We start from the raw sequence: 16715 nt of genomic DNA on the forward strand, positions 1-16715 counted from the left end.
GTGACGTCAAGACGAGCCACCGGGCGCCCCGCCGGGCAAGCCCGGGGCACCGGCATCAGGATCTGCCGGCGGGCGTCGCCGTCGGCCAGGCGATGGCAACGGCGATGCCCGCCACGGCGCCAGCCGCGACATACCAGGCGCCGGGCAACAGGCTGCTGGCCAGGGCCGCCACCACCAGACTTGCCAGCCAGGGCCGGGCGCGCGACCAGCCGCGCCACATGCCGCGCAGCATCACCAGGAAAACGGCCGGAAACGCCATGTCCAGGCCATACAGTTCGGGGTTGCCCAGCATGGGACCCAGGATGGCGCCCAGTGTCGTGCAGCCTATCCAGGCAACATAGAACACCATCGACGATCCCATGTAGAACGCCAGGCTGAAGGCCGGATCGATGCCCAGACGGGCACGCTGCCGCGTGTCCGCCATCGATAGCGCCCAGCCAGCATCCGTCATGAAGAACAGAGCGGGCAGCACCTTGCGCTTGGGCAGATGATGAAGATGGGGCGTGAGCGCCGCGCTCATGACCAGCATGCGGCTGTTCACCAGGAACGTCACCGCCATGATCAGCAGGAAGTGCGGCGGTGACGACCACAGGCCCAGCGCGGCGAACTCGGAACCGCCCGCGAAATTCAGGCCTGTCATGAGCGGTACCTCGACGGGCGTCAGGCCTTTTTGCGCGGCCTGCGCGCCCAGCACCAGGCCAAACGGAATAATGCCGAACAGCACCGGCAGGCTGGCCGCCGCGCCGGCGCAGCAGCGGGCCCACGCGCCGGCATGGCCCGCCGCCGATGTGCGAGTGCTTCGCGCAGATCGCGCGTTCATGCCGTCGCCGCCTGATGGTCTGGATGCCATGTCATGCCAGCCATTGGCGCAGTAGCGCGGCGCTCGCCACGCCTATCAGCACGGTGGGCAGCAAGGGAAGGCGCGTGGCGGCAAGTACGGTGCAAGCCAGGGCGATCAGGTCGGCGGGCCGGCTCGACACGAAAGCCGGCGCAATAACCGAGATCAGTACGCAGCCCGGGGCGGCTTCCAGCACGGCCATGGCGCGAGGGCCCAGGCTGCGCTTGCGCAACAGCAGGTACCCTCCGATGCGGGCCAGGTAGGTGACACTGGCCATCAGCAATATGGCCAGCAGGTTGGCGGGGTCGACCATGTATGGGGCATAAAGAACGCCGGACCAAGGTGGCGGCGCTTCACCGTGCGCGCGTGGGCCGGTACATGATAACTGCAGTCGGCGCGGCGGTTCGCGGGGACTTAGGCCAGAGCATGCCGCCGCTGCGGATGGGCGTGCAGCGAACGGAGGCGCACTCGTTCGCGAGGCCGAGGCCGTGCCTCGGCCCGTGTGGCCGGATCAGGCGCGCAGCCCGGCGAAGAAAGCTTCGGCGTTTTCCTGCAGGCCCTCGATGTAATAGCCCCCTTCCTGCACTACCAGCACCGGCACGCCGAAGCCCGCGACAGCCTGGCCGATGCGCTGGAAGCCTGCGCTGCTGACGGCCACCTTGGCTTGCGGGTCGCGCTCGAAAATGTCGAACCCCAATGCGAGCACCACGACGTCAGGCTGGAACACCTGGATGGCGTCGACCGCGATGGCGAGCTTGTCGAAGAACACGGATTCGGGCGAACCGTGGGGCATGGGCAGATTGAGGTTGTAGCCGAAGCCCGGACCCGCGCCTTTCTCGTTGTCGAAACCTGTGACGACCGGATAGAAATTTTCCGGGTCGCCATGGATCGACACGTAATACACATCGTCGCGGTCGTAGAAAATTTCCTGCACGCCCTGGCCATGATGCATGTCGGTGTCGAGCACCACCACCCGCTGATACTTGCCTCGCAGCCGCTGCGCGGCGATGGCGCTGTTGTTGAGATAGCAGAAGCCGCCGGCGGCGTCGCGCCGTGCATGATGGCCCGGCGGCCGGCACAGTGCATACGCGCGGCGGTCGCCGGCCAGCAGCGCGTCGGCGCCGGCCACGGCCGACTGGGCCGACCAGTAGGCGGAATGCCAGGTGGAAGGCCCTACCGGGCAACTGCCATCGGCCAGGTAGCGCGCCGCCTTGGCCAGCACGCCCCGCAAGGCGTTGGGCTCGCGCACGAACACGTTGGAGACGACCTCGTCACCCCAATCTTCGGGCAGCTGCTTCCATTCCTGGTGCGCCACCTTGAGAAACTGCAGGTAATCGAGCGCATGTACTGCCGTCAGCGGGCCCATGCCGGCGTCGGGCGGCTCGCGCAGGTCGAACCCCAGCTGCTTCACCGCACCGACCAGGGCGCTGGCGCGGTCGGGCACTTCTTGTGGCGTGCGCATTTTGCCGCGCGAGAAATAGGTTTGCGGGTGGTGCAGTGCCTGGTCGGGGTGGTAGTAGGCTTTCATGGCGGTCCGTGTGGGTGGCGCGAGAATCGCCCGCCGCGATGCGGGCGCCGACCCATTGTCAAGCAGAATGGGCAAGGTCCAAAGTACCACTTTGGCGCTGGCAGGACGTACCGCTTGCACCTCGCCCGCGCGTGGCGGGCGGGTCGGCGTCAGTCAGGCATCATGAAAGACGGTGAATTCGTCGACGGCCACGCGGCTGGTGCGGTATTGATTCGCCGGCTCGTCCGGGTCCTGATAGCCGATCGAGATGCCGCAGGCCACGATCTGGTCGTCGGGTATGCCCAGGTGCTGCTTGACGATGTCCGGATAGTTGGCCAGCGCGGCCTGGGGGCAGGTGTCCAGCCCGCACCCGCGCGCCATCACCATGATGTTCTGCAGGAACATGCCGTAGTCGAGCCAGCTGCCCTTGTCGAGGTCGTTGTCGATGGTGAACAGCAGTACGCACGGGGCGCCGAAGAATTCGAAGTTGCGCGCGTGCTGGCGCGACGAAGCCTCGCGATCGCCCTTCTGGATGCCCAGCAGGCTGTACAGGCCCCATCCAGTGTCGCGGCGCCGATCCAGATAGGGGCTGCGCCAGTTCACCGGGTAATACTGGTATTCGCGACGCTCGGGCTCTCCGCTGGCATGGGCCTGCAGCAGCGCGCGCGCCAGCGCATCGCGCTTGGCCCCGGTAACCACGTGTACTTTCCAGGGCTGGATATTGCTGCCGCTGGGTGCACGGGCCGCGGCTTGCAGAATGCGGCGAATCAGATCGCGGGGTACCGGCGTCGGCAGGAACCCGCGCACGCTCTGGCGCGAGACAATGGCTTCTTCGACGGCGTGCAGCGTGTCGCTCATGCGGAGGTCTCCGTGGATGGTACGGCCAGCACCTGGGGGGCGCCGTATTTGAAGGATCCTTGCGCCGAAGCCAGTACGCGTCCATCGGCGGTGCACACTTCGGCCCGCGCGAAATAGATCTTGCGGCCTCGGCCGATGACGTTGCCCGTTGCGATGACGCGGCCCGACGTGACTGACCCGATGAAATTGATGGCCAGCGAGATGGTGACCGCATTGCCCTGGTTGTCGTCGGCCTGGGGTACCAGGCCGGAGTAACCGCATGCGGCGTCGAGCAGCGAGCATACGACGCCGCCCTGCAACGCCCCCTGGCGGTTCAGGTGCTGCGGGCGCAGGTCCATGCTGAGCACGATCTGGCCATCGCCCCAGCTCTGGATGACGGCGCCCAGCGAATGCAGAAACGGATTGTGTTCGAAACCGGTCATGGTTGTGGTGGGTCGGGCTGCGGGAATGTCCAGATCATACCCGCGGCCACGCGCCGACATGGCGCGCCCGTGATCGTGGCGGGTCCGCTTAAGGGGCCCGACGTTCTGGCCGTCGCGCAGCGCCGGCCGGGCGCGCGGTGATCATGGGCGTCGCGCCAGCGGCCACTCAGGGCGTCTCTACGGCCGCCTCGGACGCGGCGCTTGCGGGCGTCGCCTCTGTCAGCGCCTGGGCGGTCAGCGGCTGGCGCAATACGCTGGCACGCGCCTGCGGCAGCGGGCCCGGACAGTCCTGGTTGAAGTGTGCACCACGGCTTTCCCGGCGGGAGCGGGCGGCGCGAACGACCAACGAAGCCACTTGCAGGAGGTTGCGCAGTTCGAGCAACTCGGCGCTCAACCCTTCGTGACGCCATTGCTGTTCGACTTCGCGCTGCCATTGCGCAATGCGCCCGGCCGCGTGATTCAGGCCGGCGTTGCTGCGGACGATGCCGGCGTCGTCACGCATGAGTTCGCGCAAGGCCTGGCGACGGGCGGCGAGGCCACGGGGAGCGCTGCCGGGGCGGGCCGAGCCCGCCACGCTGAACGTGGGCGCCGATACTTGTGCGCCTCCGGCCTGCGCGCAGCTTTCCGCCACAATGGCGCGCGCCGCCGCACGACCCATGACGACGCATTCGAGCAATGAGTTGCTGGCCAGCCGATTGGCGCCGTGCAACCCGGTGCAAGCCGTTTCGCCGATGGCGTACAGGCCGGGCAACTCGGTGCGGCCGGCAGTGTCCGCCACCACGCCGCCGCAGGTGTAGTGGGCGGCGGGCGCGACGGGTATGGGCTGGCTGGCCATGTCGATGCCCAAGGCCTGACAGCGCGCGTAGATCGTGGGAAAGTGTTCCTGCAGGAAGGCGCGTGGCCGGTGGCTGATGTCCAGGTACACGCACGGCAGTCCATGCCGCTTCATTTCACTGTCGATGGCGCGTGCGACGACGTCGCGTGGCGCCAGTTCGGCACGTTCGTCGTAGGCGGGCATGAAGCGGCTGCCGTCGGGCAGGCGCAGCAGGCCGCCTTCACCGCGCACGGCTTCGGAAATCAGAAAGGTGTCGCCTTCCGGGTGATGCAGGGCAGTGGGATGGAATTGCGTGAATTCCAGGTTGGCCACCGCGCAGCCGGCCCGCCAGGCCATGGCGATGCCGTCTCCAGTGGCCGCCGACGGTGCGGTGGCATGGGCATAGACCTGGCCCGCGCCGCCCGTGGCGAGCACCACGTGGCGGGCGTGCAGCGCCAGGATTCGGCCGCGAGCCGCGTCCAGTACCTGTGCGCCGCCGCAGCGTTGCGCGGGCGCGCCGGTGGCGTCATGGCACAGCAGGTCAATGGCATAGTGCTGCGCCAGAAAGGTGATGTTGGGATGGTGCAGCGCCCGTTCGGCCAGCGCCATGACCACGGCCCGGCCCGTGGCATCCGCGGCATGCACGATGCGGCGGCGGCCATGCCCGCCCTCGCGAGTCAGGTGCAGCACGTCGGGCGCATGGCTTTCGGCCGTGAAGGCCACGCCCTGCCGTTGCAGCCATGCAATGGCGTGGCTGGCATCGGCGGCGATGCGGCGCGTTGCGTCGGCGTCGCACAGGCCGCCGCCCGCCGCCAGGGTGTCCTGTACGTGTTCTTCGATGCTGTCCTGCGCATCCAGTGCCGCCGCGATGCCGCCCTGCGCGCGATGACTCGCGCTTTGTTCCACGCCGCCCTTGGCCAGGATGGCCACGCGGCGGTGCGGCGCCAGTTCCAGCGCGGCGGACAGCCCGGCCAGGCCCCCGCCCACAATCAGTACGTCGACCATATCGCGCTCGTCAGGCCGGGCCTACCTGATCGTACAGGGCCATGTCGCGTGCCATGTCTCCGCTGGCGCGCACGCGCTGCCGGCGCTGCTCGGCGAAAGCGAGCATGCGGTCGATGGGTCGCTTGGCGCGCCGCCCCAGTTCCGGGTCGAGCGTGATCTCGTGGTGGCCATGTTCCAGTACCTGGACCAGCCCTGCCAGCTCGTTCATGGCCATCCAGGGGCAGTGTGCGCAGCTCTTGCAGGTGGCGCTGTTGCCGGCCGTGGGCGCCGCCACGAACGATTTGCCGGGCGCCGCGGCCCGCATCTTGTGCAGGATGCCCTGGTCGGTCGCCACGATGAAGTGGTGCGCATCGAGGTTGCGCGCGGCATCGATCAATTGCGTGGTCGAGCCCACTACATCGGCCTGAGCCAGTACCGCCTGGGGCGATTCCGGATGCGCCAGCACCCGCGCCTGGGGCTGCTCGGCGCGCAGCAGTTCCAGTTCGGTGCCCTTGAACTCGTCGTGCACGACGCAGGCGCCCTGCCATAACAGCATGTCTGCCCCGGTCTGCCGTTGCACATAGCTGCCCAGGTGCCGGTCGGGGGCCCAGAGAATGCGTTCGCCGCGTGCGTGCAGTTCCGTCACGACGTCCAGCGCAATGGACGAGGTGACCACCCAATCCGCGCGCGCCTTGACCGCGGCACTGGTGTTGGCATACACGACCACGGTACGGTCCGGATGCGCGTCGCACCAGGCGCTGAACGCCTCGGCCGGGCAGCCCAGGTCGAGCGAACAGGTGGCTTGCAGGTCGGGCATCAGTACGCGCTTTTCAGGGCTCAGGATCTTCGCCGTTTCGCCCATGAACCGCACGCCCGCCACCACCAGGGTGCTGGCGGGGTGGTCGCGTCCGAAGCGCGCCATTTCAAGGGAATCGCCGACGCAGCCCCCGGTGGTCTCGGCAAGTTCCTGCACGTCCGGATCCACGTAGTAGTGCGCGACAAGAACGGCGCCCTGCCGTTTGAGCAGGTCACGTATGCGGGCGATGGTGCCGGCCTTGCTTTCCAAGGGAAGCGGCTGGGGCACGCGCGCCCACGCCTGGGCCACGGAAGTGGGGCAATGTGGCGCGTCGACGGGCGCGGGCAGATCGTATTCAACCGGCCGGATGGCGTGCGTTTCCATGCATGAAGCTCCTGCTGCGTAGGCGGAAGTTTTATGCTCATTTAGAGCATTAGTGGGCCAAAAAAAGGCGCAGAGTTATGCTACGACTGAGCATAAGCGGGTGTCAAGCCCTGTGCGCACGGTCCTGGCGACGCTATCGTTCAGGGGCTCGACCACGCGCACGGCGAGCGGCTGGCCCGCGGGTTCCCGCGGCTTGCGGATGCGTTTCCGCGGAGACGGCGGGAATTTTTGTGCGGCAGCGGTTCGTCCGGCGTGGTCGGTGGTCAAATAGGGCATGGGGCGCAGCCCCCATGCGTGTGTCTTTCTTCGTTCACCCACGGCGCAAGCCCAGTTCTGGAGCACGATGATGATTCGAAGCATGCGATATGTCCTTGCCGCCGCAGCGGTTTCCGTGGCGGCGGCCGTCACCCCGGCGGCAGCGCAGACAGTGATGAAGGTCGGTACGGAAACCAACGGCGTGCCGTTCTCGTTCCTGGACCCCGCCACGCACCAGATGCAGGGCTTCATGGTGGACCTGATCCAGGCAGTCGGCAAACACGCCGGCTTTACGCCGGCCGTCGAAGCGATGGACTTTTCGGCGCTGATCTCATCGCTGACCTCGCGCAGAATCGACATCATCGCTTCGGCGATGTACATCACCGACAAGCGCCGCCAGGTGATCGACTTCACCGAGCCTGTGTACACGTATGGCGAAGGCATGATCGTGCCGGCGCGCGACAAGACCGATTATTCCTCGTACGAGGCCTTCAAGGGTCGCGTGGTGGGCGCGCAGGTGGGCACCGTCTACGGCGAAGCCCTGAAAAGCGCCGGCATCTTCAAGGAAGTGAAGATCTACGACACCATTCCCGACATGATGCGCGACGTCAACGCCGGCCGCATCGAGGCGGGCATTGCCGATTACCCCACGCTTTCCTACTATCTGGGCCAGGGTCAGTTCGCGCAGACGCGACTGGTGCAGAGCTACAAGGCCTCGCTGCCGGGTTCCATCGGCCTGGGCCTGCGGCAGGGCGAAGACGCGTTGAAGCAGAAACTGCAGGCCGCGCTCGATGAGCTCAAGCGCAGCGGCGAACTGGATGCCCTGCTGAAAAAATGGAAGCTGGTGTAGGCGTCGCCGGCGAGTGTCCAAGGGAATCGACAGTCATGCGGCTGGTCATTAAATCGGGAGGGCCGCAAGCCCTGCCCGAGTGGCGCGAGCATTTTGCCGAGTTCGCCCCTGAATTGCGGGTCAGCGGGGCGCACGAGCGCCTGGACGATCCGGCGCAGGTGCACTATGCCCTGGTATGGGACCCGGACCCGGGCTGGTTGGCCTCGTTTCCGAATCTGAAGCTGATCGTCAGCGCGGGCGCCGGCATCGACTACATCCTGGCCGATCCGCAACGCCCTGCCCAGGTACCGGTCGCGCGGCTCGTCACGCAGGAAACCGCTGACGAAATGAGCGAATTCGTGCTGGCGGCCGCACTCGCCATCACCAAGGAATTCAAGCGTTACGCCAACGATCAGGCCATTTGTCGGTGGGACACGCCGGAGGTGCCGCGCATGATGCGCGACATGCGGGTGGGCGTCATGGGATTGGGATACCTGGGCTCGGCCACGGCGGCCCTGCTGGCGCGCACGGGGTTTCCGACGGCCGGCTGGTCGCGCTCGCCGGTTCGATTGCCCGGCGTGGAAAGCTACGCCGGACCGCAGCAACTGGCGGATTTCCTGGCCCGCACCGATATCCTGGTGTGTTTGTTGCCCGGCACCGAAGCCACTCGCGGCATCCTGTGCACGGAAACCTTCGAACGGATGCCGCGCGGCGCGGCCTTGATCAGCGTGGGCCGCGGTTCGCACATGGTCGAAGAGGACGTGATCACTGCGCTGGACGGCGGCCAGCTTTCCCAGGCAGTGCTCGATGTGTTCGACACCGAGCCGTTGCCCGCCGCCTCGCCGCTCTGGCGGCACCCGGGCGCAATGATCACCCCGCACTGTGCGGCCACGCCCACGCGGCGCGAACGCGCCCGCTACGTGGCCGAACTCATCCGTCGTTGCGAAGCGGGGGAGCCGTTGCCGAATCTGTACGACCCGGCCAAGGGGTATTGAAGCCCGCCATCGAATGGCGCGCCGCACCTTGACGCTTGGCGCTTTGCAGACCCGGCATCGCGCCTGCGCGAGCGGTGCGTCAGCATTGCCTTTCGCCGCCGCGGATGCAGGCCTGGGCCGCCGGCGGGCAGGAGCCCTGTCACGCCGCGCATGTCACCCCTCGGGTCAGTGACATGCGCCTGCGCTCATCTCAGCCGGCGGCCTGGCGGTGGGCCTTGTACTTCAGGCGGTACTGATGCAGCAGCGGCTCGGTATAACCGTTGGGCTGCGCCAGGCCTTCGAACACCAGCGCGCACGCGGCCAGATAGGCCTCGGAGGTGTTGAAGTGGCCCGCCATGGGCCGGTAGAGCGGGTCGCCTGCGTTCTGCGCGTCGACGACCTTGGCCATGCGCTCGAAGGTTTCGCGTACTTGTTCCGGCTTGACGATGCCATGGCGCATCCAGTTGGCGATGTGCTGGCTGGAAATGCGCAGTGTGGCGCGGTCTTCCATGAGCCCGATGTCGTTGATGTCGGGAACCTTCGAGCAGCCGACGCCCTGGTCGATCCAGCGCACGACGTAGCCCAGTATGCCCTGGACATTGTTGTCGAGCTCGTTGCGGATGTCGTCGGCGCTCCAGTCGGCCGGGTTGCCCACCGGCACAGTGAGCAGGCCGGCGAGCAGTTCTTCACGCACGCTGGCCAGCGGGGTGCTTTCGAGTTGCTGCTGCACCGCCTGTACGTCGACCTCGTGGTAGTGCAGCGCGTGTAGCGTGGCCGCGGTGGGCGAGGGCACCCACGCGGTATTGGCGCCGGCTTTCGGATGGGCGATCTTCTGCTCGATCATGGCGGCCATGAGGTCGGGCATGGCCCACATGCCCTTGCCGATCTGGGCGCGCCCCCGCAAGCCGCAGTCGAGCCCAACCAGTACGTTGCTGCGTTCGTACGCGGCAATCCAGGCGCTGGACTTCATGTCGCCCTTGCGCAGCATCGGGCCGGCCTCCATGGCCGTATGCATTTCATCGCCCGTGCGGTCGAGGAACCCGGTATTGATGAACGCCACCCGACCGGCCGCAGCCTGGATGCAGGCTTTGAGATTGACGCTGGTGCGCCGTTCTTCGTCCATGATGCCCATTTTCACGGTATGGCGCGGCAATTCGAACAGGTCTTCGACACGGTCGAAAAGTTCGTTGGCGAACGCCACTTCGGCCGGGCCGTGCATCTTGGGCTTGACGATGTAGATGGAACCGGTGCGCGAGTTGCGGCGGCTGGCGCGGTCGGGCAGCGCGGCCAGCGTGGTGACCACGGCATCGAGAATGCCTTCGGGAATCTCCAGCCCGTCGGCGTCGAGGACAGCGGGGCTGGTCATCAGGTGGCCCACATTGCGTACGAACATCAGCGAACGGCCATGCAGGGTCAGCGTGCCGCCATCGGGCCGCTGATACTCGCGGTCGGCGTTCAGGCGTCGTGTAAAAGTCTGCCCGCCCTTGGATACTTCTTCGGTGAGGTCGCCTTTCATGAGGCCCAGCCAGTTGCGGTAGACCTGGACCTTGTCTTGGGCATCGACCGCGGCAACGGAGTCTTCGCAGTCCATGATGGTGGTCAGTGCGGCCTCGACCACCACATCTTTGATGCCTGCGGCGTCAGTGGCGCCAATGCGGTGGGCGCGGTCGACCTGGATTTCGATGTGCAGGCCGTGGTGCTTGAGCAGGACGGCGCTGGGCGCCTGGGCATCGCCCTGGTAGCCGGCCAGTTGCGATGGGTCGGCCAAGCCGGTGCAGCCTTGCTCGAGCGAGACAACCAATTGCCCATTATCGACGCTGTAGCCGGTGGCTTGCGCATGCGAGCCTTGGGCCAGCGGCACGGCCTGGTCGAGAAAGGCGCGCGCCCGCGCGATCACGGCCTGCCCGCGGGCGGGATGGTAGCCACGCCCGGTGTCGCCAGGCGTGGCCGGAATGGCATCCGTACCGTACAACGCGTCATACAGGCTGCCCCAGCGGGCGTTAGCCGCGTTCAGGGCATAGCGTGCGTTCGACACGGGTACCACCAGCTGCGGGCCGGCCTGTTCGGCGATCTCGGCGTCGACATCGGCCGTTTCCACCTTCACCGTGTCGGGCTGGGGCTGCAGATAGCCGATCTGCTCGAGAAACGCGCGGTAGGCCGCCTGGTCGCGCACCGGGCCCGGGTGTTCACGGTGCCAGGCGTCGAGCTCCTGCTGCAGGCGATCACGCTCGGCAAGCAGGTCGAGGTTGCGCGGCGCCAGATCGCGCACCAGGGCGGCGAATCCGGACCAGAATCGCTGGCTGTCGATGCCGCTGGCGGGCAGCGCTTCTTCCTGGATGAAGCGGTGAAGTTCGGCCGCCACTTGCAGGCCGTCTTGATGAATACGTTCAGTCATGCGGATCTCGAAGGTGTGGAAATCGGGGCCGGCCCCGGGCGCGGCAAACCCACATGATCGGTGCAGCGCGGCATCATGTCCATATGCGCGACGACTGGTCATACCAGTTTATTTGCGCGCGGTTTGCTCGAAGGCTGAGTTTTATGGTGTGATTTCAGATACTTGAACAAACCCGGCCAGACCGATCGCAATGCCGCGACGCCTGGTCATACCAGTGGGACAGCATGTCTACACCTAGCGGGGGCGCTGGCCGCCAAGTGGCCGACGTCGTGGCCGAACAGATCGAACGGCTCATCATGGATGGCGTGCTCAAGGCTGGGCAGGCCCTGCCTTCGGAGCGCCGCCTGACCGAAAAACTGGGGGCCTCGCGCACGGCGCTGCGCGAAGGGCTGAAGCTGCTCAGGGCGCGCGGCATCATACGCACCGAACAGGGCAAAGGTTCGTTCGTGGCGCGGATTTCCCAGGTGGACGCCGGCCCGCTGGTGCATCTGTTCCATTCCCAGCCGCGCACCCTGTATGACCTGCTCGAAGTGCGTGCGCTGCTCGAAGGCGAGTCGGCCCGGCTGGCCGCCATTCGCGGCACTGAAGCCGACTTCATCATGATACGGCGGCGCTACGAGGCCATGATGGCCGCCCACGAAGTGGACACCGACGTGGCCACGCATGCGCATCTGGACCACGCGTTTCATCTTGCGGTGTGCGAGGCATCGCATAACCCGGTATTGACGCATACGCTTCAGTCGCTCACCGACCTGATGCTGGGCTCGGTGTTTGCCTGCGTGAACAACCTGTACCACCGCGACCCGCATCGAGGCCAGATCGACCGGCAGCACGCCGCGGTGTTCAGCGCCGTGATCGGGCGCCTGCCCGAACAGGCCCAGCGCGCAGCCACCGATCACGTCAACAGCGTGCGCCAGAGCCTGCGCGAGATCGAGCAGGAAGAACAACGGCTGGTGCGGGCCACGCTGCGCCTGGAAGGCTGGGCTTAGCGGGCGAATGGCCCGGCGGCCGTCAGGCCGCGATCGCTTCGTCTTGTCGCTCGGCGTAGAGTTTGCCGTGGCGGTTGGCAAGCAGGGCGTCCAGCGGGATGCTTTCCTGCCCGACGAACCCGCGCTGGGGCAGGACTTCTTGTGCCACCAGATCCAATGCGGCGCAGATGCCCGCGGCGGTCGAGCGCTGGATGGCGCTCAGGGTATGGCCCTCGACCACCCCACCGTAGATTCGCGTGGAATATGAGTGCTGCAGCAGCTGGCCATGCCGATGGCCCGAAGCGGCCGCCAGAATGACGATCACATCCTGCTCGGTGGCAGGTATGGCCTCTTCCAGAATTTCCCGCAGCAGGTCACGCCGGTCTCGCAGGCGCAGATCATTGAGCAGCAGTTTCATGATGGCGCAATGGCCCGGATAGCGCACCGACTTGTAGTCAATGTTGCGGGCTTTGCCGGCCCAGGTCTGCGGCAGCGTGCCCAATCCGCCCGAGGTGTTGAAGGCCTCATATTCGACACCATCGAGCGTGAAGGTCTCGTAGCCTTCGAGCGGCGCGACCTGGGTCAGTTGCCCGTCGACGAGTGCTTCGCAAGGGTTGCAGTACTCGTTGATCAGCCCTTCGGTACTCCAGGTCAGGTTGTAGCGCAGGGAATTCGTAGGAAACCGGGGCAGCGCGCCCACGCGCATGCGCAGATCGAGCAGGCTGTCGAAACGTTGGGCCAGGTCGTGGCCGATGACGCCGATAAAGCCTGGCGCGAGGCCACATTGCGGCATCAGCACGCACGGCGCATCGCGAGCCAGCTCGCGGACGGCCTCGGTACTGGCCACATCTTCGGTCAGGTCGAAATAGTGCACGCCCAGCTCTGCGCAGAGCCGCGCCACGCTGACGGCGCGGTGAAACGGCAAGGCGTTCAGCACGGCGTAGCGACCCGCGAGGGCATCGCGCAAGCCGGCGTCGCGTCCGACGTGTGCGATCTCGCATCCCAATGCGGCAACGCGGTCCAGTCGAGCCGCATCCTGATCGGCGACGCACACGGCATAGTCGCCGGTGCGGTGCAGCAGCACGGCCATGGCAAAGCCGATCTTCCCGGCGCCGAGAATGGTGATGGGCAATCGTTCGCGTTTCATACAAGGCTCCTGATGGCGAGAGACCTTGATGCTAGCGCGCGACCGAGTCGAAATGTAGTGGACAGAATGTCGAAACGGCCGGCGGTATCGGTCAAATAAACGGCTATGACGTCGATTTGACCGATACCGCCGGCCGCGCCGCCCGGGCCCCGTGCAGAAGGCCCCGGCGAAGGTGGGGGGCAATCAACCTTGGGGCGGGTAGTCCAGGTTGCCGAACGAGTAGTGGCCTTCGGCCTTGGCCTGCGCGAGTTCCGCACGCACCTGGGCTCGCGTGAGGTGGCTGGTCTGTTCTGCGGCGGCCTGAGGCGGATATTGCTCTTCGCCGTAGGTCACCAGGCCGGCTGCGCGCGCCTGCGCCAGTTCTTCCTGGACCTGGGCGCGGCTGACGTTGGACGTCTGCACCGCGGCGGGCGGATATTCCAGATTGCCGAAGGTGTATTGGCCGGTGGCCTTGGCCTGGGCCAGTTCGGCCTGTACTTGAGCGCGGCTGAGGGCCTGGGTGGTGTCGGCGGCTTGGGCGCCGGCGGCAACGCCCAGCGACAGCAGAATGGCGGTAGCAAAAGTCTTCATGGTCGTTCTCCAGTTGTCTTGTTGGGACTTCGCGGCTATGGGTAAGCGGCGAATGTTTCCCGGTGAAGACATTCTGGACTTTCCATGAACTAGGATAAACCCTAGTTTTTTGAAAATAATTTTCCAGATTCCCGACTAATCGGCAGGGAATCATCGGCTTTGTCGGAAAAGCCCGACGACTGAGGGCTGGCCGCGGCGCGCTTTCCAGGGGTCTGCCGCCGATGGCCAACGGCACGCAAGCTTCAGCGCAGCAGATCGGCCTGCGCTTCTTCCAGCTTTTCTTGCGCGTCTTGCAGTTTGCGCAGGGCTTTGTCGATCTTGTCCTGATCGCCCTTGCGGCGGGCTTCGCCGAGTTCTTCTTCGCGTTCCGTCAGCTCGACGCGGCGCTCGGCCAATGCGTCCTGGCGTGCGGCGCGCAGCGAACCATCGGTGCACGAACCGCGCGCTTCGCTCAGTGCCCGGCGCAGGCCGGCCTCGCGGTGGGCATTGCCCTGCGCTCCGGCGGCCGCGATGTCGTTTTCGAGGTGGCAGAACTTGGCGGCGCAGTCGCGCGATGCAGAGCAATCCTGGGCGGCCCGCGCGCCGCCGACGGGGGCCAGGGCTGCACACAGGGCGGCGGCCAGAGTGAAGACATGCCGGGCAGGCGAGAACATGGGGCTTTCCTTGCGTAGGGCGGCCGGGGGCCGCGGTGTTCAGGCGAGGGTGCCGGCCAAGGCTGCGATCACGAGCAACAAGCCGGTCCAGAGGTTGGCGCGGAACAGCATGAAATTGCGATCGGGGCGTTTCAGGTCGAACGTAAACAGCTGCCAGGCCAAGTGCGCGGCGACGACGACGATGCCCACATGATAGCCCCAGCCCAGGCCCATGGCATGGCCGCCCCAGGCCCACAAGGCGATGGTGGCGGCGTAGAAGCCGCCGATCCATTGCTTGCCGCGGGCGCCGAACCGCATGGCGGTGGACCGCAGGCCCAGTTGCCGGTCGTCGCGCACATCGACGTAGGCGTAGATGCTGTCGTAGCCGACCTGCCACAGCACCGCGCCCAGCCACATGGCAATGGCGGCCGGCGGCACCATGTTCTGCGTGTCGGACCACGCCATCAGCATGCCCCAGTTGAAGCAGATGCCCAGCACCACCTGCGGCCAATAGGTCACCCGCTTGCACAAGGGGTAGATAAATACGAAAGGCAGTACCGCCACGGCCAGCCAGCGGCTCATCTCGTTGATGAAGAACAGCAGCGATCCGCACACCAGCAGCTGGCCCAGCAGAAACCAGACGGCGTTGCGCATGCTCAGCTGGCCGCTGGTCAGGGGCCGGAACCGGGTGCGTTCAACGTGCTTGTCGATGTCGCGGTCGCACATGTCGTTGACGGTGCAGCCGATGCCCCGCATCAGCAGCGCGCCCAGTGAGAATATGATGAGCCGGCGCAGATCGGGCAGGCCGCCGGCGGCCTGGACCAGCGCCGCGATGCAGGGCAACAGCGTCAGCCAGGTGCCGATGGGACGGTCGAGGCGGCACAGCCGCGCGTAGGGGCGCCAAGCGCGCGGAAGCCATCGTTCGACCCAGTCGGTGAAGACGATATCGTTGAGATCGGGGGAAGTGGATCGCGGCGCGCTCACCATGATGACCTGCTTCGGGTAGGCGTGGGCTTGAAGAAAAACAGGGCGGCGGCCGCAGCCGCCGCCCGTGGGGTCAGGCGTATTGCTTGATGAGCTTGCCGAGCACGGCAATGCCGGCGCGTATGCGCTCTTCGGGTACGGTGGCAAAACTGAGCCGCAACGTGTTGGTGCGGGGCTTGCCGGCGTAGAACGGCCCGCCGGGCACGAACGCCACATTCTGCTCGACGGCCTGCGCCAGCAGCTGTCCGCTGTCGATGTGATCGGGCAGCGTCACCCACAGGAACATTCCGCCTTCGGGGCGCGTCCAGCTGACCGTGGCCGGGAATTCGCGCTCGATGGACTCAAGCATGCAGCGGCCCTGCGCGCGGTAGATTTCGCGTACCGTGGGCAGGTGCTGTTCCAGAAAGCCGTCTTTGACGATTTCGTAGACGGCCATCTGGGTGAGGGTGGGCGTGTGCAGGTCGGTGGCCTGCTTGGCTTGCACGAGCTTGTCGATGATGCTGCGATGGGCCGCGATAAAGCCCAGACGCAGGCCCGGCGCGAGCACTTTCGAGAAGGTGCCCAGGCGTATGACGTTGGCACCGCAAGCGCTGCCCAGCGCCAGCAGGCCGGGCTGCGGCTCGCCGGCGTAGCGCAATTCGCCGTAGGGGTCGTCTTCGATGATGGGCAGCCCCAATTGCGCAGCGCGCTGAACCAGCGCCTGGCGGCGTTCCAGGTTCAGGGTGCGGCCGGTGGGGTTCTGAAAATTGGGCAGCGCATACAGGAAGCGCGCGCCTTCGGCGAGTTCCGGCGTGATGGCTTCGGGGATGAGGCCGCCGTCATCGGTGGGCACGGGTACATAGTTCGGCTGGTACAGGCTGAACGATTGCAGGGCGCCCAGGTAGCTGGGGTCTTCGACCAGAATGTTGCTGCCTTCGTCGATGAGCACCTTGCCGAGCAGGTCGAGCGCCTGCTGGGAACCCGAGACGATGAGGATCTGGTCGGGCGTGACCTGCGCGCCGGCGCGATTGAGGTCGTCGGCGACCCAGCGTCGCAGGGGCGCGTAACCTTCGGTGGGCCCGTACTGCAGCGCGGCGCGGCCGTTCTCGGCCAATACCTTGTCGAACGCGGCGCGTACTACCTCTACCGGAAAGCCGCCGGGGGCGGGCAGGCCGCCTGCGAACGAAATGACCTCGGGCCTCTCGGTAACCTTGAGGATTTCGCGTATTGCAGAGCTGGTGAGTTGCTTGGCGCGTTCGGAGAACGTGCACACGGGTTCGAAGGGCTGATCCATGGAAAGGGCTTCTGGCGAAAGAACGGGAAAAAGAGCGAACATTGTCCCACAACGCGCTGCCGGCGCCGCATATGGGTGGCGTGCC

At 66.3% G+C, this 16715-nt stretch carries 16 protein-coding genes; 3 read left to right on the forward strand and 13 right to left on the reverse strand.

Annotated features, from left to right (window positions below):
- Window positions 1-55: 55 nt before the first annotated feature.
- From ACV17W_RS14130 to nadA, 7 genes are all read right to left on the reverse strand, one after another.
- Window positions 56-820: an AzlC family ABC transporter permease gene (locus ACV17W_RS14130; protein ID WP_462592959.1), complete on the reverse strand. Its 765-nt coding sequence runs from the start codon at window positions 818-820 to the stop codon at window positions 56-58.
- A gap of 31 nt (window positions 821-851) precedes the next feature.
- Window positions 852-1151, reverse strand: coding sequence for an AzlD family protein (locus tag ACV17W_RS14135; protein WP_462592960.1), 300 nt, complete (start codon window positions 1149-1151; stop codon window positions 852-854).
- A gap of 198 nt (window positions 1152-1349) precedes the next feature.
- On the reverse strand, window positions 1350-2366 hold the full coding sequence (locus tag ACV17W_RS14140) for a histone deacetylase family protein (RefSeq protein WP_462592961.1): 1017 nt from the start codon (window positions 2364-2366) through the stop codon (window positions 1350-1352).
- 153 nt (window positions 2367-2519) lie between these two features.
- A complete protein-coding gene (locus ACV17W_RS14145) occupies window positions 2520-3203 on the reverse strand; it encodes a nitroreductase (RefSeq protein WP_462592962.1) in 684 nt (227 codons plus the stop codon).
- Window positions 3200-3625, reverse strand: a complete 426-nt coding sequence (locus ACV17W_RS14150; RefSeq protein WP_462592963.1) for a PaaI family thioesterase — start codon at window positions 3623-3625, stop codon at window positions 3200-3202. The genes ACV17W_RS14145 and ACV17W_RS14150 overlap by 4 nt, the downstream gene beginning before the upstream one ends.
- Before the next feature lie 166 nt (window positions 3626-3791).
- Window positions 3792-5444: an L-aspartate oxidase gene (gene nadB, locus ACV17W_RS14155; RefSeq protein WP_462592964.1), complete on the reverse strand. Its 1653-nt coding sequence runs from the start codon at window positions 5442-5444 to the stop codon at window positions 3792-3794.
- A 10-nt stretch (window positions 5445-5454) separates the two neighbouring features.
- Complete coding sequence (gene nadA, locus ACV17W_RS14160) at window positions 5455-6603, reverse strand: quinolinate synthase NadA (RefSeq protein WP_462592965.1); 1149 nt, start codon at window positions 6601-6603, stop codon at window positions 5455-5457.
- A gap of 358 nt (window positions 6604-6961) precedes the next feature.
- On the opposite strand from nadA, the gene ACV17W_RS14165 reads away from it, so the two are divergent.
- Entirely contained in the window at window positions 6962-7708 is a 747-nt protein-coding gene (locus ACV17W_RS14165; RefSeq protein ID WP_462592966.1) for an ABC transporter substrate-binding protein, read from the forward strand.
- Window positions 7709-7743: 35 nt separating this feature from the next.
- Complete coding sequence (locus ACV17W_RS14170) at window positions 7744-8682, forward strand: 2-hydroxyacid dehydrogenase (RefSeq protein ID WP_462592967.1); 939 nt, start codon at window positions 7744-7746, stop codon at window positions 8680-8682.
- Window positions 8683-8872: 190 nt separating this feature from the next.
- Here ACV17W_RS14170 and ACV17W_RS14175 read toward each other — a convergent pair whose 3' ends face one another.
- The gene (locus ACV17W_RS14175; RefSeq protein ID WP_462592968.1) at window positions 8873-11056 is read right to left on the reverse strand and encodes a malate synthase G; all 2184 of its coding nucleotides are present in this window, start codon (window positions 11054-11056) and stop codon (window positions 8873-8875) included.
- Window positions 11057-11280: 224 nt separating this feature from the next.
- Between ACV17W_RS14175 and glcC the strand changes: the two genes are divergently transcribed.
- Window positions 11281-12045 carry a transcriptional regulator GlcC gene (gene glcC / locus ACV17W_RS14180; protein WP_462592969.1) on the forward strand — a complete coding sequence of 255 codons (765 nt, stop codon included), beginning with the start codon at window positions 11281-11283 and terminating at the stop codon, window positions 12043-12045.
- Window positions 12046-12067: 22 nt separating this feature from the next.
- On the opposite strand, the gene ACV17W_RS14185 is transcribed toward glcC, so the two are convergent.
- The 5 genes from ACV17W_RS14185 to ACV17W_RS14205 all read right to left on the reverse strand — a co-directional run bounded on the left by ACV17W_RS14185 (window position 12068) and on the right by ACV17W_RS14205 (window position 16630).
- Window positions 12068-13171, reverse strand: coding sequence for a saccharopine dehydrogenase family protein (locus tag ACV17W_RS14185; protein WP_462592970.1), 1104 nt, complete (start codon window positions 13169-13171; stop codon window positions 12068-12070).
- Between the two features lie 183 nt (window positions 13172-13354).
- A complete protein-coding gene (locus ACV17W_RS14190; RefSeq protein WP_462592971.1) occupies window positions 13355-13741 on the reverse strand; it encodes a DUF4148 domain-containing protein in 387 nt (128 codons plus the stop codon).
- 242 nt (window positions 13742-13983) lie between these two features.
- On the reverse strand, window positions 13984-14394 hold the full coding sequence (locus ACV17W_RS14195) for a DUF1090 domain-containing protein (RefSeq protein WP_462592972.1): 411 nt from the start codon (window positions 14392-14394) through the stop codon (window positions 13984-13986).
- Between the two features lie 39 nt (window positions 14395-14433).
- A complete protein-coding gene (gene ubiA, locus ACV17W_RS14200; RefSeq protein ID WP_462592973.1) occupies window positions 14434-15360 on the reverse strand; it encodes a 4-hydroxybenzoate octaprenyltransferase in 927 nt (308 codons plus the stop codon).
- A gap of 70 nt (window positions 15361-15430) precedes the next feature.
- Window positions 15431-16630 carry an aminotransferase-like domain-containing protein gene (locus tag ACV17W_RS14205; RefSeq protein WP_462592974.1) on the reverse strand — a complete coding sequence of 400 codons (1200 nt, stop codon included), beginning with the start codon at window positions 16628-16630 and terminating at the stop codon, window positions 15431-15433.
- Window positions 16631-16715 lie beyond the last annotated feature (85 nt).

This window comes from Bordetella sp. MIP270_01_BMS (assembly GCF_054958705.1).